This is a genomic window from Sedimentibacter sp. zth1 (assembly GCF_017352195.1).
Lineage (GTDB): Bacteria > Bacillota > Clostridia > Tissierellales > Sedimentibacteraceae > UBA1535.
The window spans coordinates 703792-727451 of record NZ_CP071445.1 but is presented as its reverse complement, the minus strand read 5'-3'; the positions used below and the strand labels follow the sequence as shown (position 1 = coordinate 727451).

The window sequence follows — 23660 nt, the reverse complement described above, 5'->3', positions numbered from 1 at the left end:
TTGAAGTTGGAGTTTTTTTATGCCATAAATTTGTTGATTTCAACGTGTTTATAGAGTTTTGATGTTTTTAGAGTAGACTGTTTGCTCTGGATTTTACTTTTTCACTTAACAAAAAAAGAAATATACATAATATATTTAGTAAATAAAAGTTTTTTTCATATACTAATAAAGGAAAAAACAAACAAACTACTTTAAAGACTTTTTAATTATATGATAATATGATATAATACATGGGTTATAATATTATTTTAGATTAAAAGAGAGGTGAGCGGCATGGAACCAGGCAGTGGTGGGAGCACGACAGATATATTTAGTAGGCAGTATATAATTAGCAATTGTCTGTACATGCTACTACTTTAAATATTTAGTGTTTTTCTCCTGTCTTAGTAGTATTCAAATACTATTAATGAATTATTATGGAGGTTAAGAAAAATGAATACAGAAAACACATTAATTACAACTATTATAACTCTTACTGAAAAGAAGAAATTTAGCTCATTGAAAGACATCTTTATAACAATTAAGCCAATTGACATTGCAATATTATTTGAGGAAATAAACGAGGATCTTGTTCCTTTGTTATTTAGATTATTACCTAAAGAAAAAGCCGCAGAAACATTCATTGAAATGGAGAGTGATTTCAAGGAAAGATTAATTAAAGGCTTCTCAAATAAAGAGTTAAAGGAAGTAGTGGATGAACTGTATATTGATGATGCAGTAGATTTAGTTGAGGAAATGCCAGCAAATGTAGTGGGACGTATATTAAGGCAAGCAGACACACAAAAAAGACAACTAATCAACAGTATTTTACAATATCCTGAAAATAGTGCTGGAAGTATAATGACTACAGAATTTGTTAACTTACAGCCAAGTACGAATGTAAATGAAGCTATCAAGCATATTAGATTAACAGGTATACACAAAGAAACAATCAACGTTTGTTATGTTACAGATGAAACCAAGCGATTAATTGGAGTAGTGTCTATATTAAAGCTTATAGTTTCAGATGAAAGTGAAATTATTAATGATATTATGGAAAAAAACATAATATCTGTTTGCACACAGGATGAGCAAGAAGAAGTGGCACACAAGTTTAGCAAATATGATTTTTTTGCTATGCCTGTTGTAGATACAGAGAATCGTATGGTAGGTATAATTACGGTAGATGATGCAATTGATGTATTAGAAGATGAAACAACTGAAGATATAAACATAATGGCAGCTATTACGCCATCTACAAAACCATATATTAAAACAAGAGTTTTTGATATATTCAAAAGTCGTATTCCTTGGTTATTGCTACTTATGATATCAGCAACATTCACAGGTATAATAATAAAAAGATTTGAATCAGCATTATCTGCATGTGTAATTTTAACATCTTTTATACCTATGCTAATGGATACAGGTGGTAATTGTGGTAGTCAAGCTTCAGTTACAATTATTAGAGGTATATCTCTTGATGAAATACGATTTAAAGATATTTTAAAAGTTGCTTGGAAAGAGTTTAGAGTTGCTTTTCTATGTGGTGTAACACTAGCAGTATTTAATTTCATTAAGCTAATATTATTTGATAAAGTAACAATTTTTGTTGCATTAACAGTTTGTATAACTTTAGTTGTAACAGTATTTATAGCCAAAATAGTAGGTTGTACATTACCAATGTTAGCAAAAAAAATAGGTTTTGATCCAGCAGTTATGGCTAGTCCGTTTATAACAACAATTGTAGATGCTATGTCACTGCTTATATACTTTAAAATTGCTGCAATTTTACTTGGTGTATAAATATTGTTTAAAATATAATTTTGTGAGGAGATTGCATATGAAAAAAATTGAAAGTTTTCAAGTTAACCATTTAAATCTGAGAAGAGGTATTTATTTATCAAGAAAAGATTATATAGGTGATAATTGCATAACTACATTTGATATTAGGATGAAGGTGCCAAATCAGATGCCAGTTATGAATACTGCTGAATTGCACACAATAGAGCATATATGTGCAACTTTTTTGAGAAATCATGACATATATGATGAAAAAACTATATATTTTGGACCTATGGGTTGCAGAACTGGGTTTTACGTTGTATTTAAAGGTGAATTCGACTCAGAAAATGTTGTTGATATTATAACAGAAATGTTTAAATATATTGCCAACTATGAGGGTGAAGTTCCAGGAGCAGATGCTGCATCCTGTGGTAATTACTTGGATATGAATTTGCCAATGGCTAAATACGAAGCAAATGTTTATTTAAAAGAGGTACTAGAAAATTTATCTTATGAAAATTTACATTACAGTAAATAAATAATACAAAATCGAAAGGCAATCATAACTATGTTATTACTTAGCTATGATTGCTTTTATTGCATATGGTATATTTTCAATAATATCTGTAGCTATCAAGCCATATTCACCTTTATCTTTAGCAGCTAAATCACCTGATATACCGTGGATAAAAGTACCACAGCATGATGCCTCAAATAGATTTATTTTTTGTCCAACCAAAGAGGCTATTATACCTGACAAAACGTCACCACTACCGGCAGTTGCCATACCTGGATTTCCTGTTGGATTAATATAATATTCACCTTTTTCATTGGAAATAACAGTATGATATCCTTTTAATACAGTTACAACACCATATTTATTAGAAAATTCTAATGATGTTTTAATTCTATCGTTGAAATTAATGTTTGTATTTTCTAACAATCTTTCGAATTCCTTCGGGTGTGGCGTAAGAATTGTTTTTTCTTTTCTTTTATATAATACTTCAATGTTTTCGCCAATACAGTTCAGTCCATCTGCATCTAAAATTATTGGTTTATTATAATTTACTAAAATATGTTTTACTATTTGTTTTGTATCTTCATTAACTCTAATTCCAGGACCTAATACTAAACAATCCAAATCATTTATATAATCCATTATTTCATCAATATTTTGAATTTTAAAATGCTCATTGTTGTTTTGGTCGTGAACTGGTTTAATAATGCATTCCGTTAGCTTTATGCTAACTAAGTTCAATATACAGCTTGGAATAATAGTATAAACTAACCCGCTACCAGTTCTAAGAGTAGCTTGACTAGACATACAAACAGAGCCAGTCATTCCAACACTACCAGCAATAATTCCAATTTTTCCATAAGTTCCTTTATGCGTTTCTAAAGCACGTGGCTTTATATATTTTTTACATTCATCTAGGGTATAATAACAACTTTCCATCATAAATCTCCATTTCAAACTATTGATATGTATTATAACACAATTATCAAATTTGATAAAATAATATTTTGAAATACTAATTTCCTTCAAATTACGATTATTTTTGATACAATATATATTTATATAATAAATATATAAGCTATAATATATAAATATATATTTACATTTTAAAATATTAATGATATAATGAGCTATATTCAAATAATTGCTATGAACTCACAGATAGTGTAATTCATTGGTTGTTTTGATAATTTACAAAATCATGCGAGGTTTTATTATTTAAGAATATAAATATTTTTTGGAGGTACTGCAAATGAATAACGGTACAGTAAAATGGTTTAACTCAGAAAAAGGATTTGGATTTATTTCAAATGATGATGGTGGAGAAGATGTATTTGTACACTTTTCAGCTATTGATTCAGACGGATTCAAGTCACTAAACGAAGGACAAAAGGTTACTTTTGATATCGAAGCTGATCCTAAAAACAGCAAGAAACTTCGTGCTGCAAATGTACGTTTGGTATAAATAAACCAATAACTTAAAACAAGGTATTTTACACTAAATCGTATATTCTAAGGTCTACTTCTTTAAAAAGTTGTTCATCCTCCGAATTTATCATATATCGTACAGAATACTAAAGTTTAACACGGAATATTAATTTATTTCGTGTTTTTTTATTTTGATAATTAACAATCAAGCTATTAATACATATGTGTTAATAGCTTGATTAATTATTAGAGTATTATTTTCATAGCTTCTTTGATTGCTTCAACTTGCTTATTTCCAATTAGATTAGCTTTTTTTGTACCTTCTATTATAATTTCTTTCACTAAATTCAAGTTATTCTCGTAGTAATTACGTCTTTCTCTAATAGGTTCAAGCGTATTATTTAACTTTTTAGCTAAAAGTTTTTTACATGCAACACAACCAATGTTAGCACTTCTGCACATTTCACATGTGTTTTCATATTCTTCTTCATTAAATACTTTGTGATATTGAGATACCATGCAAATATTAGGATTTCCCTTATCTGTTAATGCAATTCTATTTTTATCAGTTAGAGCAGCCTTTACTTTTTTATCAATAGTTTTAGAATCATCAGATAGATATATTGCATTTCCTAAGCTTTTACCCATTTTACTATTTCCATCTAAACCTGCTAATCTAGAATTCTTGCTTAACAGTGTTTCAGGAACCTTAATAATCGTTTCACCATTACCGTATAGTTCATTAAATCTTCTTGTGATTTTTCTTGCTTGTTCCATGTGAGGTAATTGGTCATCTCCAACTGGTACTAAATCCGCATTACAAAATGTTATGTCTGCTGTCTGACTTACTGGATAACCTAAAAATCCATATGTTAAATCATCATAACCATATTGCTTAGCTTCTGTTTTAATTGTTGGATTATGACGTAAAGAATTTACAGAAACAAACATAGAGTAAAAAATAGTTAATTCTGCAATTGATGGTATCTGAGATTGTTGAACAAAAGTTACCTTATCTGGATCAAGCCCTACAGCTAAATTATCCATAGTTACTTGATAGATACTGTCATTAATAAGTTTTGGGTTTTGAAAGTGTGTAGTTAATGCTTGAATATCTGCTATCAATATAAATGTTTCATATTCATCCTGTAATAAAACCCTGTTTTGTAAACTTCCAACAAAATGTCCTAAATGTAATTTTCCTGTTGGTCTATCACCTGTTAAAATTCTTTTTTTCTCCAATTTAATTCCTCCAAATTTGTTTTAACCATCAATTAAGCAGAAAATAAAAAACTCCTATTCCAAAAGGAATAGAAGTATATAAGCCACCTTAAAGTTCTTTACATGCAAACACATGCTCTCATCATAACGGTTAGAGTTTCCGTCGACGCCTACTAATAGTTCAGGTCGACCTCATAAGTCCATTCATCATAATTAAACATATTACCATCTCACCATCGGTAACTCTCTGTAAAGTCGCTATTATGATTACTAATCTTAATCAACGGTTTATTATTTTTTTACATTATATCACTATTAGAAATAAATGCAACTATATTTTCAGAATTCTTAAAATTTAATTAAATTATGTAAATAATATTTACTTTATGTTACAGATATGATAAAATTTTATAGGTTAAATATTTAAAGTTCAAGGAGGAGAGTAATGAGCGAAATTTTAGTAGTTAATAATTTAAATAAAAGCTTTAAATTATCTAAAAAACAACAAAAGATTGAAAAAACAAAAGTAAAAGTTAAGCATGCAGTTAATAACCTTTCATTTTCAGTAAATGAAGGTGAAATATTTGGATTGCTTGGACCAAACGGTGCGGGTAAAACAACAACACTTAGAATGCTTGCAACACTTATAAAACCAAATAGTGGGGATGCATTAATTGATGGTATAAGCGTTGTTAATAATCCAGATGAAATAAGAACAAAGATTGGATTCCTAACAAGTGAACTTAAACTTGAGGAATTTTTCACTCCAAATTACTTATTTGATTTTTTCTCAGATTTACATAAGGTAGATGTTGAAACAAGAAATATACGAAAGAAAAAACTGTTTGAGAAGTTTGGAATTAATGATTTTGCTGAGATAAAAGTATCAAATTTGTCAACTGGTATGAAACAAAAGGCTTCTCTTGCAATTTCTTTAGCGCATGATCCTAATCTAATCATATTCGATGAACCTACAAATGGATTAGATATTTTAACAGCAAAGGTTGTAACAGATTTTTTGATTGAGTTAAAAAATGAAGGTAAGACTATTATTGTTTCAACACATATTTTTAGTCTTGTTGAAAAAATATGTGATAGAGTAGGTATAATCATAAATGGTGAAATGATTAAATGTGATGACCTTGTAAATATTACAAAAGAAAAATCACTAGAAGATAGTTTCTTTGAAATATACAAGAAAAAGGTTGGTGAATAATATGAAAAGCAGTATTGTTACAATTATAAAAAAAGAGTTTGCAAGATTTTTTGGTGATAAAAGACTTTTCTTTACGACAGTAATTATGCCTGGTCTAATGATATACATAATGTATAGTCTTATGGGAGGTGCATTTTCAAATGTATTTTCCGTTGATGAGGAATATGCTTCAAAGGTTAATATTGTAAACTTACCACAATCAGTAGAAACAATGCTTAGTGAATTGTCATTAGATAAAAAAGATATTACAGTAGATGATGTTACTGTATCTAAAGAACAAATAGTTAATGAAAAACTTGATTTACTTATAGTATTTCCAGAAAACTTTGATGAAATTGTTCCATCATTCGATAACATTTCTAACGAAAAAGCATTGAACATTGACATGTATTATAATTCAGCTTCAACAAAATCGCAAAATATTTATAGTATAATATCAGATATATTAGATAAATATGAAACATCGCTTTCAAATAAATTTGATATAAACAATACAGATGAGGCACATGATTTGGCTACTGAAAAAGCTTCAACAGGAATGATGTTTTCACTTATAATGCCAATGCTACTTATGATATTTTTATTCCAAGCTTGTATGGCAATAGCACCGGAATCAATTGCAGGAGAGAAGGAGCGTGGAACTATTGCACCACTTCTAGTAACACCTATTAAACGTAGTAATTTAGCTATTGGTAAAATTATTGCATTAGCAGTTATAGCATTACTAAGTGGTATTTCTAGTGCACTTGGTACTATGCTATCATTGCCTAAACTTATGAATTTTGGTGATGTCAGTGCTGCTGTATATGGAATTAATGACTATATACTATTAGGAACAGTTATTATCTCAACAATACTATTTTTAGTAGCTGTAGTTTCAATTTTATCTGCTAACGCAAAGACAATAAAAGAAGCTCAAACATCTTCTGCACCATTAATGTTTGTTATTACTATATTGGGTGTAACATCTATGTTTGGCAATGGAGCAAAAACAGAATTATTTTATTATTTCTTGCCATTCTATAATAGCTTGCAGTGTATGAATAGTATTTTTACATTTAAAGTTATTCAAATGAATATAATAGTTGCTGTATTGAGCAATCTTGCATATACAGGTATTGGAGTATTTGTACTTGCTAAAATGTTCAAAAGTGAAAAAATTATGTTTAATAAATAATTTTGGAGGAGGTTTTATGATAAGCGAAAAGCAATTATTTGATAAGCTAATAACGTATAGTAATCAACAATGGCAGATATCTGATGATATTAATCCGTATGAGTTAATATTGGATATGATTGAACATATCGGTGATGTAAATCCAACACTGAGAGATGATTTAATTTATACAGGATTTTATTATATAATATACAAATATAACAGATTATCAACTGAGCAGCTAAAGCATTTAGTTGATATTTGTTTAAGCGATAAATGTCTTTTCAATGGATTAGGTGAAATATCAGATAAAGTTTATACAAGGACGTTTACTTCACTATTATTGGATATTATTGTTCAAATGAATAATGAAAATAGCTTTTTAAATGAACAAGAATTATTACACATATATAGTGAGGTAATGAAATATTATAAATTAGAAAATGATTATAGGGGCTATGACAGTGTTAAGGGATGGGGACATTCAACCGCCCATACTGCAGATACTTTATGTGATTTAGCTAAATCTGAACATTTAAATAAAAATGAGTTAATGGAGATACTTAATGTTATCAGAGAAAAAGCCACAATAAATAATCTTGGATATTTATATAATGAGGATGAGAGATTAATCAATATAATTGAAAGTATTTATGAAAGACATATACTAAGTGATGATGAAATTGTTGATTGGATTTTGAGTTTTGATAATTATAAAAGAGAAAATATTTTTCCGGATAGAATCATAGAAAATACTAACAGAAGAAATTTTCTGCGTAGCTTGTACTTTAGATTTTTGAACAAAAATTATCTTGAGAGTTTTTTAGCAGCAACTAAAAAAGTTTTAGATGATATGCACAAATTTTATTAGGCAATATAAATATAATTATAGTATTTTTGGAGGACAGTATGAAATTTAATAAAATAGTAGCTGTAGATTATACAGGTATTGATGAATTTGTACATGATGAATTAGTAAGCTTGTGTGATGAATTAATTATGTATGATGATTTTCCAACAAATGAAAATGAAATAATAAAAAGATGTAAAGACGCTGAATGTATATTAGTATCTTGGAACACTAAAATAACTAAGAATATAATTAAAAATCTACCTGAGCTTAAATATATAGGCATGTGTTGTAGCCTATATGATGAACAGTCAGCAAATGTTGACATAAAACAGGCTAGAAAACAAAATATTATTGTAAAAGGTGTTATTAATTATGGTGATAATGGTGTAGTTGAGTTTATATATAGTGAACTTATAAGGCTTTTTAAGGGATTAGGTGAGCACCAATATAAACCAGAGCAAATAGAGCTAGAAGATATAAATCTTGGTATTATAGGTTTAGGTACTGTCGGAAAAATGGTAGCTGATACTGGAAATTTCTTTAACATGAATATTTCATATCATAGTAGAAATATAAAAAATGTTGACTACAAATATTTTAGCATGGAAAAACTTCTGAAAAATTCAGATGTTATATCAACACATTTACCAAGAAACATAGTATGTTTAGGAAAAAATGAGTTTGAACTATTTGGAGATGGTAAAGTATTAATCAATACAGGATTATGTCCATCATTTGAAATAGAAGCATTTGAAAAGTGGATTGAAAATAAACATAACTTTGCTATATTAGACATAGTTTCTTTGACCGATGATTTGATTGAAAAATATGGGCAATATAATAATATTATAATTAGCAGTAAATGTACAGGTTTTACTAAAAATGCTAGAAGGAGACTTGCAAAAAAAGTAATAAATAATATTGAAGACATGAATTTTATTTAGTTTTGACATATATGGAATATTATAGTAAAATATAGTTTATATATTGATTTAATGGGGGTATAACATATGTATTCAAGATTGGAACTAAAGGAGCATGCTCAATTTTCTATTAAAAACAGTATGACTAGTCCTATTTTAAACACTATTTTATATTTTGTCATTGTTATAGCAATTTCTGTAATTAATAACCTATTCATGAGAAGTGGAGGTTTAACAGTTTCAATTATAGGTATTGCAATATCATTGTTTTTAGGAGTTTTGGATATTAGTTATAAATGGTATTGTTTAACAATTTCAAGAGATACACATACAACAACATCTGACATGTTTAAGGGTTTAAATGAATTTTTTAAAGTATTACGTTTAGAAATAGCTATAGGCTTTTTTGTTTTATTATGGGAGCTTATTGCTATTGTACCGATTATAATGATTATATATAATTCCTTTGACAGCAGTATTTCATATTATTTTGGATCTCAATTTTTCATGTATTTAGTTATAACAATACTCTCAGTTCCTGCAATCATAGCTTCTATCAGATATAGTCAAGCAATATTTATTTTAGCTGATAATAATATTGGAATTTTAGAGGCTATAAACAAAAGTAAAAAAATGATGAAAAAACATATATGGGAATATTTTATTTTAAACTTATCTTTTGTTCTATGGTATATACTAGTTTGTATAACATTTGGTTTAGCGTCTATTTATGTATATCCATATTATAATATTACATTAGCTACATACTATGATGAATTAGAATTGGATTATCAAAATGAAAATGGTAAAGACTTTTACTAGAAAATAATTTTAATAATAAAAAGATAGATAAAAACATAAAAACCAACACTCCCGTTTTTAGGGTGTTGGTTTTGTGTTAAAGTGATATATTTGGTTAATTTAGATGATTTTGAGTATGTTATATTTGAATAAGTAATAATTTTAAAGAATTTATTTACTATAAACGCAATAATTTGTATAATAAATTAGGTAACTAGAATAGGAGAATAATTATGAAGATTGTATCTTGGAATGTAAATGGATTAAGAGCATGTATAACTAAAGGATTTATGAACTTTTTTAACGAAGTAGAAGCAGATATTTTTTGTCTGCAGGAAATTAAAATGATGCAAGATCAAGCAGAGATTATAACTCCAAATTATTATCAATATTGGAATAGCGCTAATAAAAAGGGATATTCAGGAACATTGATATTTAGTAAAAAAGAGCCATTATCGTATAGCTATGGTATAAATGGTAGCTATACAGATGAAGGAAGATTAATAACTCTAGAATTTGACAATTTCTATATAGTAAATTGCTATTCTCCAAATGCTAAAGTAGAGTTGGCAAGAATTGATTATCGTATGGAGTTTGAAGATTGTTTTAGAAAATATCTAGTCGAACTTTCCTCCAAAAAACCTGTCGTAATGTGTGGTGACTTGAATGTTGCACATAATGAAATAGATTTAAAAAATCCAAAATCAAATATAGGCAATGCTGGATTTTCTTATGAAGAAAGAGAAAAATTTAATAATTTGCTTTTAAGTGGTTTTACAGACAGTTTTAGATATTTGTATCCTGATGTTAAAGAAAAATATACATGGTGGTCTTATCGTTTTAAAGCAAGACAAAATAATGCAGGATGGAGAATAGATTACTTAGTTGTATCTGATTGTATAAAGGACAAAATAAGTGACTCAATTATTCATGCAGATATTTTAGGTAGTGATCATTGTCCAATAAGCCTAATCATTGATTTATAAGCAAAAAAACAAATACAAATCAATTTGAAGTGATATAGTCAAGAAAAATTGTAACTTTAGTGTATAAATTTACTTTTTATTATTTATTTAACACATAATATGTAGTATAATGGAAAAAAGGTTAAATATAGGAGGTAAAAATGTCTATACTTGTCAACGTTATAATTGAGTATAATAATTATGGCTATTTAATTTATGCAGATAATTTTGTCGGAGCATATAGTAGAGGTAGGACAAAAGAAGAAGCATTAAGGAAATTGAAAAATGAAATTTTACAGTATAATCAATGGGCATATAAAACTGATATAGATGATAACGCAATAAAGGTAGATATAATTAAAGAAGTAAAAAGTAAAGCACAAGTAAGTGATGGAGATTCAGAAGTTATATTTGATAGTGAAAAGATAGCAATAACATTTGAAGAATATGAAAATCTAAAATCATTAGTGCTAAAATCATCTTTTGACTTTCAAATTTTATATAACTCGATTTCAAGCAAAAATACTTCCGTGAAAAAACTAAGAAAAACATTTTATGGTAATGTTCCAATTACAGCAAAAGAAATGTATGAGCATACAAACAATGTATCCAAGTATTATGCTAGTGAAATAGGTATTACAATAGTTAATCTAAATAATATTGTTAACAATAGAAAATATTTTTTTGATTGTGTCGAATCATCTAAAAGTTATTTAAATAACCATGTATTTAGAGGAAACTGTAAAGAAGAGTGGACATTAAAAAAAGTGATGAGGCGATTTATATGGCATGATAGAATACATGCAAAAGCAATGTGGAGGTTAGCATCGCAAATAGAAAACGAAAATGAATTTTTAAATCCCTTCTGTTTTAAATAAATTTGTTTACATAACACATATTATGTAAACAAAAACAAAAAAGTTAAAAATACAAATAAACTTATTCATTATATATATGTAAAAGGCATATACTTATACGGGTGATGTATATGAAATTAAGTGAAATGTATAATAAAGAAATAATAAATATTGACACTGGAGAAAATTTAGGAATCTTTGGTGATTGTGATTTGCTTATTAACGAAAAAACAGGCGAAATAAACAGTTTTGTGTCAGGCCAAGCATCTAGCTTTAGCTTCTTTAAAGAACAAAAGAAAAAAGAAGTTACGTGGAGAAATATTAAAAAAATAGGTAGCGATATGATTATTATCGAAGAAAATTAATTTGAATAGCCATATTATACATATAATATGGCTATTGTTATATATATATATTGTTTTATTAAAGTATTTATTGTAAAATATATAATAAATAACAAGAAAGGAATTTCTATAGTGGAATTGAATAAAGAAAATTTAAAAAAATTAAGAGGCTTAATTGTATTTACCATATTGGTACTTGTATTTATATGGAAATTCAATGTGGTTATAAACGTTTTTCAGTTTTTGCTCGGAATTATCTCCCCATTTATTTTGGGAGCTGGATTTGCCTTTATACTAAATGTTCCAATGAGTTTTATTGAAAGAAAGTTTTTTGAGGGTAAAAAAATAAAGGATAAAAAAATAGTAAAAAGCATTAAAAGACCTATAAGTCTGTTAATAACTATAGTGTTAATTGCGACAGTAATTACTTTAATTATTTTTGTTTTTGTTCCACAGCTAAGCACAACTTTTGTTAGTTTGGGAGCTAATATTCAAAATTTTGCACTTATGCTAAAAAATTGGTGTATTGAAACATTCCATAACAACCAAAGTGTAGTAGACTGGGTTAATAGTTTAGAGTTCAATTGGGAAAAAATAGTTCAAACAATTATTAATTTCTTTAAGACTGGAGTAGGCAATGTTTTAAACGTTTCATTTTCAACTGCTAAAAGTATAATAAGTGGAATTGTAATGTTCTTTGTTGCACTAGTATTTTCAATTTATATTATTGTACAAAAAGAGAAACTGAGCGTTCAAATAAAAAAAGTAATGTATGCATTTATTCATCCCATAAAGGTTAAAAAGATACTTGATATTGCTTCATTAACATATAAGGCATTTGCTAACTTTATAACTGGACAATGTATAGAAGCAGTTATACTTGGTTTAATGTTTGTTATAATAATGTCGATAATTAGATTGCCATATGCATTACCTATAGGTATGCTTATAACAGTAACAGCACTTATTCCGATATTTGGAGCATTTATTGGCTGTGGTGTTGGTGCTTTTTTGATACTTATGAAAAGTCCAATACAAGCGCTGATTTTTATAATAATGTTCTTAATATTACAACAAGTAGAGGGAAATTTGATTTATCCTCGTGTAGTAGGAAATTCAGTTGGGTTACCATCAATTTGGGTTTTAGTTGCAGTTACTGTAGGTGGAAGTTTGATGGGTATTTTAGGAATACTAATATTTATACCATTAACATCTGTTATTTACACGATATTTAGAGCATTTGTTAATAAAAGATTAGAAAATAAAAAAATTAAATTTAAAATGACAGAATAATTGAAATAGTATGAATAATTTTCATAAACCTTCAAAAAATAAGTATGATGGATACAATTTAATGGAGGTAATAATGAAATATAAATTTGATAGCAAAATCAATAAAATTATTGATACAGGAAATGATTTTAGTATAAATGATCATCATGATAATGATAATGATTATTATGATGATTATAATAACTTCACAAATGATTATAATAATACTCAAGGTTATAATTATCCTAATTTTAGACAAACTTATAGAAGTACTAATTGTTGTAATCAATCTAGTAATCAAAGTACCATAAACAATGAATTAAACGTAAATTCAAATAAACATAATAACAATAACTGCAATAATTCAAACAATATAAATGATAACTTGATAAACGGTATTAACAATAACAATAATGATACTAAAAATAGTGACAACAATAACAATAGTGACACTAACTCTGATAACATAAAGGAAATGGGTACAGCTAGCCAGCCTAATCCTAATAAAGAAATATGTTTTTTAAGTATTATTGGTGAAATAGAAGGACATAATGTACTTCCTCCAACTACAAAAGCTACAAAGTATGAGCATATCATACCTCAATTAATTTCGGCTGAGCTAGATCCAGAGGTTAAAGGAGTCATGCTTTTGATTAACACAGTAGGTGGGGATGTAGAAGCAGGGCTTGCAATATCTGAACTTATTTGTAGTATATCAAAACCTACAGTATCAATTGTTTTAGGTGGAGGACATAGTATTGGAAATGCCTTAGCAGTTTCAACAAATTACTCATTTATAGCACCAACAGGTAGTATGACAATTCACCCAATTCGTACAACAGGTTTAGTCATAGGAGTACCTCAAACATTTAGATATTTTCAAAAAATGCAGGAAAGAATAACTAAATTTATATTAGATAATTCCGATGTCAATAGAGACAAATTTATGAAATACATGTATGACACTGATGAAATTGCCAATGATGTTGGTACTGTACTAAATGGTGATGAAGTAGTGAAATTAGGACTTATAAATGAAACAGGAGGTTTTAAAGAAGCTATTACCAAATTAAGAGAATTAATCAAAGAAAATAATAATGATAATTAAATATTTCAACACATAAAGAATAATTCTTTGTGTGTTTTTTTTTATATGCTAGGGAAGTTCTACTTCTTTAATTGTATGTAACTATTAGTACAAATACTTGTCTAATAAGTATTTATATTTGCAGTTTTAAATAGTTTTATGGTATAATAAATTAGTTATAATATTATTTGTAAATAAAAGGTGAATATTATGAATAACAAAAAAGAGAAAAAAACTAAACCACGTAATAACAGTAAATCAACAACTAATAGGAAGAAAAAAATTAGCAGCAAAGAAAAAAAACAAAAAGAACAAATATTAAAAAAAGAAATTATAGGTGTTATTTTAATAGCCATAGCATCTTTCTTAATGTTTGCTGTAAATCAAATATCACAAATAGGAATTATTGGCGATTGGATTAAAATAATCTTACATGCTTTATTTGGTAGAGGTATGTATATATTACCATTTGCAATTATGTTTATGGGTATAATACAGCTTTTAAATGTAATAATGTATAGTGAGAAAAAACAGATTATTGCTATATTAGGTCTCTTTTTATGTATATTAATATTAGTATCTTTAGGTGACGTAGTCAATAATAATTTTTTCACTCAACAAGATTCAATAATTAATATAATTAAAGTTTCAAACAACTATAATATTGATAAGGTTATGGGTGGAGGAATTTTTGGCAATGTATTTTGCTTTGTATTTGTGAAATTAGTAGGAATAACGGGGACATATATTCTTTCATCCGCATTTATACTTATTTTTACTATTATTTTCACAAATAAAAGTATGATTGGTTTCTTTAAAATGATAATTAATTTTATAAAAAAAATAGGAGCTTTAATATATAATTTTGTATATGTTGAAGTAGATAACACTGATGTTAATATCAGCGAAAAGGGTAATAAAAAACCTATAAAAGAAACTGAGAAACAATCTAATAAAAACATAGAGATATTTGATTATAACTCAGACCATAATCAAACAAAAGCATTGCAAAAAAATATAACTCAATTAAAAATTGATGATTTAAAAGAATTTTCAGATGATAACCAAAATAATTCTAAAAAATCGAGTAAAGACAAAAAAATATACTTTAACAAGACTAAAACTGTAAGTGTTAATGTTGGGCCAGATTCTGAGATTGAACTTTTACATTCAAATGAAGATGAAAATTTATTTGAATCAGAGAAACAAAAATCAAAGGAAAAAGAGAATGTTGAAAATGTAAAAGCCAAAGATTCTTCAATAGATCTTGATGCAAATAAACTTGAATCAATAGAGTATGTTTTGCCAGATATAACTTTATTGAATAATCCTAAAAAGAAAACAGTTAACGTAAAAGATGACTTAAGGCGTGAGGCTGAAAAACTATTAGATACATTACATAGCTTTAAAATTGAATGTAATATTACTCAGATTAGCAAAGGACCTACTATTACTAGATATGAATTACAACCTGCACCTGGAATTAAGGTAAGTAGAATAACCAGTCTATCTAATGATTTAGCTCTAAGCTTGGCAACATCTGATATAAGAATTGAAGCTCCAATACCAGGAAAATCAGCAGTTGGTATTGAAGTTCCAAACAAAGAAAAGACAAATGTAATATTTAAGAGTTTAGTGGAATCAAAAGAATTTAAATGCGAGCAGACAAAAGTTCCTTTTGCGCTTGGCAAAGATATAGCTGGAAAAAACATAATAGGAAATATAGAAAAAATGCCTCACTTGTTAGTAGCAGGAGCAACTGGCTCTGGAAAAAGTGTATGTATCAATACTTTGATAATGAGTATTTTATACAAGGCAAAACCTGACGAAGTTAAATTGATTTTAATTGATCCTAAAGTAGTTGAATTAAGTATATATAATGGAATACCACACTTGCTCATTCCAGTTGTAACTGATCCTAGAAAAGCTTCAAATGCTCTGAATTGGGCTGTTTCTGAAATGACAACTAGATATAAAATATTTGCATCAAACAGTGTAAGAGATATTTTTTCATTCAATACAAAGATTATGATGGAAAATAGAGAAAATGAAAAAATGCCACAAATAGTAATTATTATTGATGAGTTAGCTGATTTAATGCAAGTAGCACCTGGTGAAGTTGAAGAAAGTATAACAAGAATAGCTCAGCTTGCAAGAGCATGTGGTATACATTTAGTTATAGCAACACAAAGACCATCAGTAGATGTTATAACAGGTACAATTAAGGCTAATATTCCTTCGAGAATTGCATTTGCTGTATCATCGTATATTGATTCACGTACAATACTTGATGCAAGTGGAGCTGAAAAGCTTCTTGGTAAAGGAGATATGCTTTATCATCCTATTGGTATACCAAAACCAATAAGAATACAAGGGACATTTATAACAGACGATGAAATTAAAAGAGTTGTTGATTTTGTTTCAAAGCAAAGAATTCAACAAAAAATTAATAATATTAGTAAAGAGATAGAAAAAGAACCTGTGCAAAATGAAAAGGTTGATGATCTTTTAGAAAAAGCCATTGAACTTGTAGTTAGTGAGGGGCAGGCATCTGCATCTTACTTGCAAAGGAGATTTTCTATAGGGTATAATAGAGCGGCAAGACTTATTGATGCATTAGAAAAAAGAGGTATTGTTAGTGGTCGTGAAGGTAGCAAACCACGAAAGGTACTTGTAACAATAGAAGAATTGGAAGAGATGAAGGAGTAATTTAATGAGCAAAATATATTTACAATCACTTGGATGTTCAAAAAACTTAGTTGATTCTGAAAACATGCTAGGTATACTTAAAATGAAAGGTCATACTATAGTTGAATTTGCTGATAAAGCAGATTATATAATTATTAATACGTGTTCATTCATAAACGATGCAAAAGAAGAGAGTATCAACTCAATTATTGAAGCAGCACAGTTAAAACAAAACACTAACATAAAAATTATAGTAACTGGTTGTTTGGCACAAAGATATAGCTATGATTTATTTAAAGAAGTTCCGGAAATTGATATTTTAGTAGGTACTCATGGCTATGATAAAATTGATTTATTGATAGAAAAATTTGAAGCAGAAAAAGATAAAGTTATAAATATTGAAATGGATGAAACAATAGTTGAGGATTTGCCAAGAGAATTATTAACACCCAATTATTATGCGTTTTTAAAAATATCAGAAGGCTGTAGTAATAATTGTACATATTGTATAATTCCAAAAATAAGAGGTAAATACAGAAGTAGAAAAATTGAAGATATCGTAAAAGAAGCACATATATTAGCAGATCAAGGAATTAAAGAATTAATAATTATTGCACAAGATACAAGTAAATATGGTGTAGATATTTATGGAGAAAGACAGCTTCATAAACTAATACAGAAACTTTCAAAAATTGATGGTATCGAATGGATTAGAATTCATTATCTATATCCAGAAGATTTTTATGATGAACTTATTCAAGAATTTAGAAATAATAACAAGTTATTAAAATATTTTGATATTCCACTTCAACATATTAGTAATGATGTATTGAAAAGAATGAGTAGAAAAACTAGTAATGAGCAAATAACTCATTTAATTGAGAAAATTAGAACTGAAGTACCTGAAGCTGTTATAAGGACTTCATTGATTACTGGCTTTCCAGGAGAAACACAAGAAGATCATAATATGTTAAAAAGTTTTTTACAGCAATATAAACTTGATAGAGTAGGCGTATTTAAGTATTCAAGAGAAGAAGATACTCCCGCATATAGGCTTAAAGATCAAATTGACGAAGAGGTAAAAGAACAACGTCAGGAAGAGCTAATGCAAATTCAACAAGCAATTTCATTTGCTAACAATAATGCAAAAATAGGCAATGTTTATGATGTTATAATAGATGAAGATTCTGGTGAAAACGAGTATGTAGGTAGAACATATATGGATTCTCCAGAAATTGATGGATGTGTATTCGTTAATTCTAAAAAGAAACTAGAAGTTGGCAATATATATAAAGTTAATATAGTAGATGCACTAGAATATGATTTGATAGGAGATATAGAAGATGAAGATGAACTTACCCAATAAACTAACAATTTTAAGAATGTGTTTAGTTCCGTTTTTTGTTTTGATACTATTATTAAGTAATAACACAAATATAACATTTTTTAGATTACTACCACTTATAATATTTGTTGGAGCTTCCATTACAGATAGATTGGATGGTCAAATTGCTAGAAAGAATAATTTAATAACTGATTTTGGTAAATTTATGGATCCATTGGCAGATAAATTACTTGTTTGTTCAGCATTAATATGTTTTATCGAAATTGATTATATAGCTTCATGGATAGTAATATTGATTGTCGCTAGAGAGTTTATAATCTCAGGCTTTAGAATGTTAGCAGCATCAAAAGGCATAACAATTGCAGCTAATATGTGGGGAAAATTAAAAACAGTTATTCAAATGTCATTGGTTATAGTAATTTTATGTGACTTTGCTGGAATTTTAACTTTCCTTAGTGTTTTAATTACACCGCTTATTGTGTTAACAATAGTATTGACAATAGTTTCAGCTGCAACATATATACTTGACAACAAAAAAGTTTTACAATAAAACTTAATAAATATTTGCATTTTAATAATTAATAAATTATTTATAGTTTAATGTTGACAAATTAAAAAATAGAATGTATAATTAATCAAACGATTGTTCGATAAGGAGTGTTAAATATGGAAAAAGAAAAAGCTCTAGAAGCTGCTTTAGCTAATATAGAAAAGCAGTTTGGTAAAGGTTCAATAATGAGATTAGGAGAAAACTCTAAACTTAATATAGAAACTATATCAACTGGTTCTCTAACATTAGATATAGCTACGGGTGTTGGTGGAGTACCAAAAGGAAGAATAGTAGAAGTATTTGGTCCTGAATCATCAGGTAAAACTACTGTTGCATTGCATATTATAGCAGAAGCTCAAAAGAAGGGCGGAATTGCAGCATTTATAGATGCAGAGCATGCATTAGATCCATTGTATGCTAAAAATTTAGGTGTTAAAATCGAAAATTTGATAGTTTCTCAACCAGATACTGGAGAACAGGCTTTAGAGATAGCTGAGGCTCTTGTGAGAAGTGGTGCAGTAGATGTTATAGTAGTAGACTCTGTAGCAGCATTAGTACCTAAAGCAGAAATCGAAGGTGAAATGGGAGATTCTCATATTGGATTACAAGCAAGACTTATGTCTCAAGCGCTTAGAAAGCTTGCCGGTGCAATTAATAAATCAAATTCAACTGCTATATTTATTAATCAGTTAAGGGAAAAAGTTGGTGTAATGTTTGGTAGCCCTGAAACAACAACAGGTGGACGTGCACTTAAATTCTATGCATCTCTTAGATTCGATGTAAGAAGAATTGAAGCTTTAAAAAAAGGCGACCAAATTTATGGAAATAGAACTAGAGTTAAGGTTGTTAAAAATAAAGTAGCACCTCCATTTAAAGTAGCAGAATTTGACATAATATACGGAAAAGGTATATCAAAATCAGGATGCATACTAGATATGGCAGTAGAGTCTGATATTGTAAATAAGGCAGGTTCATGGTATTCATATGGTTCTACAAGAATTGGACAAGGCAGAGAAAATTCCAAAGAATATTTAGAGAGTAATATAGAATTACTTAATGAAATTGATGGATTAGTTAGAGAAAAATATGATCTTAATCAAAAGGATAAGCCTGTAGATAAAAAAGAAGATAGCAAAGAAAAAAAATAGCAGTATGATTAAATGAAATTTCGAAATATAAAGCCTTTATGACAAACGAAGTCGCAAAGGCTTTTAGTTTATTTAAAAAATATTATGTAAATAAATATTAGAGAAAAATCATTCATTTCTTGACATTTTAAAGAAAAAATAATAAAATAGAGTTAAGCTTATATAATGATAAATAATAAAATTATTTTATTTATAAATATATTACGCAGCTTGAAAAATAAATAGGGAGGTGTTGAATTGCCATACATTGAAATACTAGTAGGCATTATCGGTATTGGTGCGGGTATTTACATAGGTATACTTGTACGTAAAAATATAGCTGAGAAAAAAATAGGTAGTGCTGAATTAGAAGCGAAAAGGATAATGGAAAATTCCGTAAAAGAAGCGGAGACAAAGAAAAAAGAAATATTATTAGAAGCAAGAGACGAGTCACACAAGCTAAGAAATGAACTTGAAAGAGAAACAAAAGAAAGAAGAGCTGAACTTCAGAGAACTGAGAAAAGATTATTTAAAAAAGAAGAAATACTTGATTCAAAAAGTTTAAGTATAGAGAGAAAAGAAGACAGCTTACAAAGAAAAATTAAAGATTTAGAATTAAAACAAGCCAGATTGGCAGCTTTACATGATAGGCAAAACGAAGAACTACAAAGAATTTCTGGTTTGACATCAGAAGAAGCGAAGGCTATGTTAATTGAAAACATTAAAAGACAAGCAGAAAAAGAAGCTGCATTAATGGTAAAAGAAATTGAAAGAGACGCAAAAGAAAACGCTGATAGAAAAGCAAGAGAAATTATTACTTATGCGGTACAAAAATGCTCAGCTGACCATGTAGCAGAAACAACTGTTTCTGTAGTTGATTTACCTAACGATGAAATGAAAGGCAGAATCATAGGTAGAGAAGGAAGAAATATTCGAGCATTAGAAACGCTTACTGGAATTGATTTAATTATTGATGATACTCCAGAAGCTGTAGTTATATCTGGATTTGATCCTATGAGACGTGAAGTTGCAAGAATTGCATTAGAAAAATTAATTTCAGATGGAAGAATACATCCAGCAAGAATTGAAGAAATGGTTGAGAAAGCTAAAAAAGAAATCGATCAAAAAATTAAAGAAGACGGTGAACAAGCGGCATTTGATACTGGCATACACGGATTACGTCCTGAACTTATAAAATTATTAGGTAGACTAAGATTTAGAACAAGCTATGGTCAAAATGTTTTAAAACATTCTATAGAAGTTGCTCATTTAGCTGGAATAATGGCAGCTGAATTAGGCGCGGATATAAAATTGGCTAAAAGAGCTGGTTTGTTACATGATATAGGTAAAGCAATAGATCATGAAGTAGAAGGCCCTCATGTAGTTATTGGAGAGGATTTAGCTAGGAAGTACAAAGAGAACAAAGCAATTTGTAACGCAATAGGTGCTCATCATGGTGATGTTGAGCCACAAACAGTAGAAGCTGTATTGGTACAGGCAGCAGATGCAATTTCAGCAGCAAGACCTGGTGCAAGAAGAGAAACACTTGAAACATATATTAAGAGATTAGAAAAATTAGAAGAAATATCAAACTCATTTGATGGTGTTGAAAAATCTTTTGCTATCCAAGCGGGTAGAGAAATAAGAATAATGGTAAAACCTGAAGTAGTAAATGATAATTCAATAATACTAGTTGCTAAAGATATTGTTAAGAGAATAGAAGATGAATTAGAATATCCTGGTCAAATTAAAGTTAATGTTATAAGAGAAACTAGAGCTACTGAGTACGCAAAATAAACTAGATAATTTAAGAAGTAAACCAAAATGTTTACTTCTTTTTATTTGATATATGAAGTTGTAAATTAGTCATATTTATTTCTTTACATTTAAACATAAATATTATATATTAGCATTATAAATATTTCTACAAATTAATAAATTGGAGATGAAGTTGATGAATAGAGATTTATACGAAAGCCCACTAAATACTCGTTATGCAAGCAAAGAAATGAGCTATTTGTTTTCAGATAATAAGAAATTTACTACTTGGAGAAAACTATGGATTGCTTTAGCAGAGAGTGAAAAGGAGCTTGGATTAAATATAACAGATGAACAAATAAACGAAATGAAATCTAATATAGATAATATCGATTATGAGTTAGCTGCAAAAAAAGAGAAAGAGTTTAGACATGATGTAATGGCGCATGTACATGCATTTGGAACAATTTGTCCTAAAGCAATGCCAATTATACATCTAGGAGCTACAAGTTGTTTTGTTGGAGATAATACAGATGTAATAATAATGAGAGAAGCATTAATACTTACAAAGAAAAAGTTAATTAATCTAATCAATGTATTATCAGAATTTTGCTTGAAATATAAAGATATACCAACATTAGGTTTTACACATTTTCAACCAGCTCAATTAACTACTGTAGGAAAAAGAGCAAGTCTTTGGTTACAAGATTTATATATGGACTATGAACAATTAGAATTTTGTTTAAGCAATATAAAACTTAGAGGAACAAAAGGAACTACGGGAACACAAGCAAGCTATATGAACTTGTTTGATAATGACAGTGAAAAAGTTAAGAAGCTTGATAAAATAGTAGCTAAAAAATTGGGCTTTGAAGAATCTTTTTATTTAACAGGTCAAACATATTCAAGAAAACTAGATTCAATAGTAGCAAATATGCTTAGTGGAATAGCTCAAAGTTTGCACAAGGCTACAAATGATATAAGAATTTTACAAAGCTTAAAAGAAATAGAGGAGCCGTTTGAAAAAAGCCAGATAGGTTCATCTGCTATGGCATATAAAAGAAATCCAATGAGAAGTGAAAGGATAGCTTCATTAGCAAGATTTATAATTTCTAATACTTCAAATATGGCAAATACAGCATCGGTTCAATGGTTAGAAAGAACTTTAGACGATTCAGCAAATAGAAGATTAAGCATACCTCAAGGATTTTTAGCTTGTGATGCAATTTTAGGAATTGCTATTAACATATTTAATGGTATGGTTGTAAATGAAAAAGTTATTGAAAAACATGTACTTGAAGAGCTTCCATTTATGGCAACAGAAAATGTAATTATGGAATGTGTTAAAAAAGGCGGAAACAGACAAGAATTACACGAAGAAATTAGAGAATTGTCAATGTTATCTGGTGAACAAGTTAAAAAGTTCGGAAAGCAAAATGATTTAATTGAAAGAATGGCAAATAGTAATATTATAAGTTTATCTGTAGAAGAAATAAATAATGTTATAAATCCAAAAAAATTTGTTGGTCGCGCACCTGAACAAGTTACAGATTTTTATTATGATATAATAAAACCATTATTAGAAGAAAATAAAAATATGCTTGGAATTAATGTTGAATTAAATGTTTAATATTTAGATTTAGGAATATTCTGAAATTTATATGCTATTTTTCAGAATATTTTTTTAAAAATATACTTTGTCGCAAAATAATAATTTTGCGACAAAGTATAGGTAAATTTCTAAATTTCAAGGCTGTAATATCGATTTTAAGCTACTAAAATTGAATT

At 28.2% G+C, this 23660-nt stretch carries 21 protein-coding genes and 1 other annotated feature; of the genes, 19 read left to right on the top strand and 2 right to left on the bottom strand.

The window, feature by feature from the left end; translation table 11 throughout:
• The first annotated feature begins 432 nt into the window (after window positions 1–432).
• Together mgtE and JYG23_RS03490 are read left to right on the top strand one after the other, a co-directional pair.
• Window positions 433–1785 (top strand): magnesium transporter, encoded by a 1353-nt coding sequence (gene mgtE, locus JYG23_RS03495; protein WP_207237114.1) that lies wholly within the window; start codon window positions 433–435, stop codon window positions 1783–1785.
• Between the two features lie 37 nt (window positions 1786–1822).
• Entirely contained in the window at window positions 1823–2302 is a 480-nt protein-coding gene (locus JYG23_RS03490) for an S-ribosylhomocysteine lyase (RefSeq protein ID WP_207237112.1), read from the top strand.
• A gap of 36 nt (window positions 2303–2338) precedes the next feature.
• Here JYG23_RS03490 and JYG23_RS03485 read toward each other — a convergent pair whose 3' ends face one another.
• Window positions 2339–3220, bottom strand: a complete 882-nt coding sequence (locus JYG23_RS03485) for an NAD(P)H-hydrate dehydratase (RefSeq protein WP_207237110.1) — start codon at window positions 3218–3220, stop codon at window positions 2339–2341.
• Window positions 3221–3533: 313 nt separating this feature from the next.
• Between JYG23_RS03485 and JYG23_RS03480 the strand changes: the two genes are divergently transcribed.
• Window positions 3534–3746, top strand: a complete 213-nt coding sequence (locus JYG23_RS03480; protein WP_207237109.1) for a cold-shock protein — start codon at window positions 3534–3536, stop codon at window positions 3744–3746.
• Between the two features lie 209 nt (window positions 3747–3955).
• On the opposite strand, the gene trpS is transcribed toward JYG23_RS03480, so the two are convergent.
• Window positions 3956–4957 (bottom strand): tryptophan--tRNA ligase, encoded by a 1002-nt coding sequence (gene trpS / locus JYG23_RS03475; protein ID WP_207237939.1) that lies wholly within the window; start codon window positions 4955–4957, stop codon window positions 3956–3958.
• 54 nt (window positions 4958–5011) lie between these two features.
• Window positions 5012–5223, bottom strand: a binding site (T-box leader).
• 152 nt (window positions 5224–5375) lie between these two features.
• Here trpS and JYG23_RS03470 point away from each other — a divergent pair.
• From JYG23_RS03470 to purB, 16 genes are all read left to right on the top strand, one after another.
• A complete protein-coding gene (locus JYG23_RS03470; protein WP_207237107.1) occupies window positions 5376–6146 on the top strand; it encodes an ABC transporter ATP-binding protein in 771 nt (256 codons plus the stop codon).
• A gap of 1 nt (window position 6147) precedes the next feature.
• Window positions 6148–7323 (top strand): ABC transporter permease, encoded by a 1176-nt coding sequence (locus tag JYG23_RS03465; protein WP_207237106.1) that lies wholly within the window; start codon window positions 6148–6150, stop codon window positions 7321–7323.
• A gap of 16 nt (window positions 7324–7339) precedes the next feature.
• Window positions 7340–8173 (top strand): DUF2785 domain-containing protein, encoded by an 834-nt coding sequence (locus tag JYG23_RS03460; RefSeq protein WP_207237104.1) that lies wholly within the window; start codon window positions 7340–7342, stop codon window positions 8171–8173.
• Window positions 8174–8211: 38 nt separating this feature from the next.
• Entirely contained in the window at window positions 8212–9099 is an 888-nt protein-coding gene (locus JYG23_RS03455; protein ID WP_207237103.1) for an NAD(P)-dependent oxidoreductase, read from the top strand.
• A gap of 66 nt (window positions 9100–9165) precedes the next feature.
• Window positions 9166–9900: a DUF975 family protein gene (locus tag JYG23_RS03450; protein WP_207237101.1), complete on the top strand. Its 735-nt coding sequence runs from the start codon at window positions 9166–9168 to the stop codon at window positions 9898–9900.
• Window positions 9901–10112: 212 nt separating this feature from the next.
• Window positions 10113–10865 (top strand): exodeoxyribonuclease III, encoded by a 753-nt coding sequence (locus JYG23_RS03445; protein WP_207237099.1) that lies wholly within the window; start codon window positions 10113–10115, stop codon window positions 10863–10865.
• A gap of 140 nt (window positions 10866–11005) precedes the next feature.
• Window positions 11006–11722: a hypothetical protein gene (locus JYG23_RS03440; protein ID WP_207237098.1), complete on the top strand. Its 717-nt coding sequence runs from the start codon at window positions 11006–11008 to the stop codon at window positions 11720–11722.
• A 110-nt stretch (window positions 11723–11832) separates the two neighbouring features.
• Window positions 11833–12066: a YlmC/YmxH family sporulation protein gene (locus JYG23_RS03435; RefSeq protein WP_207237096.1), complete on the top strand. Its 234-nt coding sequence runs from the start codon at window positions 11833–11835 to the stop codon at window positions 12064–12066.
• A 27-nt stretch (window positions 12067–12093) separates the two neighbouring features.
• Window positions 12094–13338: an AI-2E family transporter gene (locus tag JYG23_RS03430; RefSeq protein WP_371818621.1), complete on the top strand. Its 1245-nt coding sequence runs from the start codon at window positions 12094–12096 to the stop codon at window positions 13336–13338.
• Between the two features lie 454 nt (window positions 13339–13792).
• Complete coding sequence (locus JYG23_RS14795) at window positions 13793–14425, top strand: ClpP family protease (RefSeq protein ID WP_242631665.1); 633 nt, start codon at window positions 13793–13795, stop codon at window positions 14423–14425.
• A gap of 189 nt (window positions 14426–14614) precedes the next feature.
• A complete protein-coding gene (locus JYG23_RS03420; RefSeq protein ID WP_207237093.1) occupies window positions 14615–17113 on the top strand; it encodes a DNA translocase FtsK in 2499 nt (832 codons plus the stop codon).
• Between the two features lie 4 nt (window positions 17114–17117).
• On the top strand, window positions 17118–18458 hold the full coding sequence (gene rimO, locus JYG23_RS03415; protein ID WP_207237092.1) for a 30S ribosomal protein S12 methylthiotransferase RimO: 1341 nt from the start codon (window positions 17118–17120) through the stop codon (window positions 18456–18458).
• A complete protein-coding gene (pgsA, locus tag JYG23_RS03410) occupies window positions 18442–18987 on the top strand; it encodes a CDP-diacylglycerol--glycerol-3-phosphate 3-phosphatidyltransferase (protein ID WP_207237937.1) in 546 nt (181 codons plus the stop codon). The genes rimO and pgsA overlap by 17 nt, the downstream gene beginning before the upstream one ends.
• Before the next feature lie 116 nt (window positions 18988–19103).
• Window positions 19104–20135, top strand: a complete 1032-nt coding sequence (recA, locus tag JYG23_RS03405) for a recombinase RecA (RefSeq protein WP_207237091.1) — start codon at window positions 19104–19106, stop codon at window positions 20133–20135.
• A gap of 237 nt (window positions 20136–20372) precedes the next feature.
• Window positions 20373–21911: a ribonuclease Y gene (rny, locus tag JYG23_RS03400; protein ID WP_207237090.1), complete on the top strand. Its 1539-nt coding sequence runs from the start codon at window positions 20373–20375 to the stop codon at window positions 21909–21911.
• A gap of 157 nt (window positions 21912–22068) precedes the next feature.
• The gene (gene purB, locus JYG23_RS03395; protein ID WP_207237089.1) at window positions 22069–23502 is read left to right on the top strand and encodes an adenylosuccinate lyase; all 1434 of its coding nucleotides are present in this window, start codon (window positions 22069–22071) and stop codon (window positions 23500–23502) included.
• Window positions 23503–23660: the final 158 nt, after the last annotated feature.

Excerpts from the sequence above, each read along its gene's own strand:
- mgtE (WP_207237114.1), top strand. The coding sequence starts at position 433 with ATGAATACAGAAAACACATTAATTACAACTATTATAACTCTTACTGAA.
- JYG23_RS03465 (WP_207237106.1), top strand. The coding sequence starts at position 6,148 with ATGAAAAGCAGTATTGTTACAATTATAAAAAAAGAGTTTGCAAGATTT.
- purB (WP_207237089.1), top strand. The coding sequence starts at position 22,069 with ATGAATAGAGATTTATACGAAAGCCCACTAAATACTCGTTATGCAAGC.
- JYG23_RS03450 (WP_207237101.1), top strand. The coding sequence starts at position 9,166 with ATGTATTCAAGATTGGAACTAAAGGAGCATGCTCAATTTTCTATTAAA.
- rimO (WP_207237092.1), top strand. The coding sequence starts at position 17,118 with ATGAGCAAAATATATTTACAATCACTTGGATGTTCAAAAAACTTAGTT.
- JYG23_RS03420 (WP_207237093.1), top strand. The coding sequence starts at position 14,615 with ATGAATAACAAAAAAGAGAAAAAAACTAAACCACGTAATAACAGTAAA.
- JYG23_RS03470 (WP_207237107.1), top strand. The coding sequence starts at position 5,376 with ATGAGCGAAATTTTAGTAGTTAATAATTTAAATAAAAGCTTTAAATTA.
- JYG23_RS03460 (WP_207237104.1), top strand. The coding sequence starts at position 7,340 with ATGATAAGCGAAAAGCAATTATTTGATAAGCTAATAACGTATAGTAAT.
- JYG23_RS03455 (WP_207237103.1), top strand. The coding sequence starts at position 8,212 with ATGAAATTTAATAAAATAGTAGCTGTAGATTATACAGGTATTGATGAA.
- JYG23_RS03430 (WP_371818621.1), top strand. The coding sequence starts at position 12,094 with ATGGCTATTGTTATATATATATATTGTTTTATTAAAGTATTTATTGTA.
- recA (WP_207237091.1), top strand. The coding sequence starts at position 19,104 with ATGGAAAAAGAAAAAGCTCTAGAAGCTGCTTTAGCTAATATAGAAAAG.
- JYG23_RS03435 (WP_207237096.1), top strand. The coding sequence starts at position 11,833 with ATGAAATTAAGTGAAATGTATAATAAAGAAATAATAAATATTGACACT.
- pgsA (WP_207237937.1), top strand. The coding sequence starts at position 18,442 with ATGAACTTACCCAATAAACTAACAATTTTAAGAATGTGTTTAGTTCCG.
- JYG23_RS03490 (WP_207237112.1), top strand. The coding sequence starts at position 1,823 with ATGAAAAAAATTGAAAGTTTTCAAGTTAACCATTTAAATCTGAGAAGA.
- JYG23_RS03480 (WP_207237109.1), top strand. The coding sequence starts at position 3,534 with ATGAATAACGGTACAGTAAAATGGTTTAACTCAGAAAAAGGATTTGGA.
- JYG23_RS03440 (WP_207237098.1), top strand. The coding sequence starts at position 11,006 with ATGTCTATACTTGTCAACGTTATAATTGAGTATAATAATTATGGCTAT.
- JYG23_RS14795 (WP_242631665.1), top strand. The coding sequence starts at position 13,793 with ATGGGTACAGCTAGCCAGCCTAATCCTAATAAAGAAATATGTTTTTTA.
- JYG23_RS03485 (WP_207237110.1), bottom strand. The coding sequence starts at position 3,220 with ATGGAAAGTTGTTATTATACCCTAGATGAATGTAAAAAATATATAAAG.
- JYG23_RS03445 (WP_207237099.1), top strand. The coding sequence starts at position 10,113 with ATGAAGATTGTATCTTGGAATGTAAATGGATTAAGAGCATGTATAACT.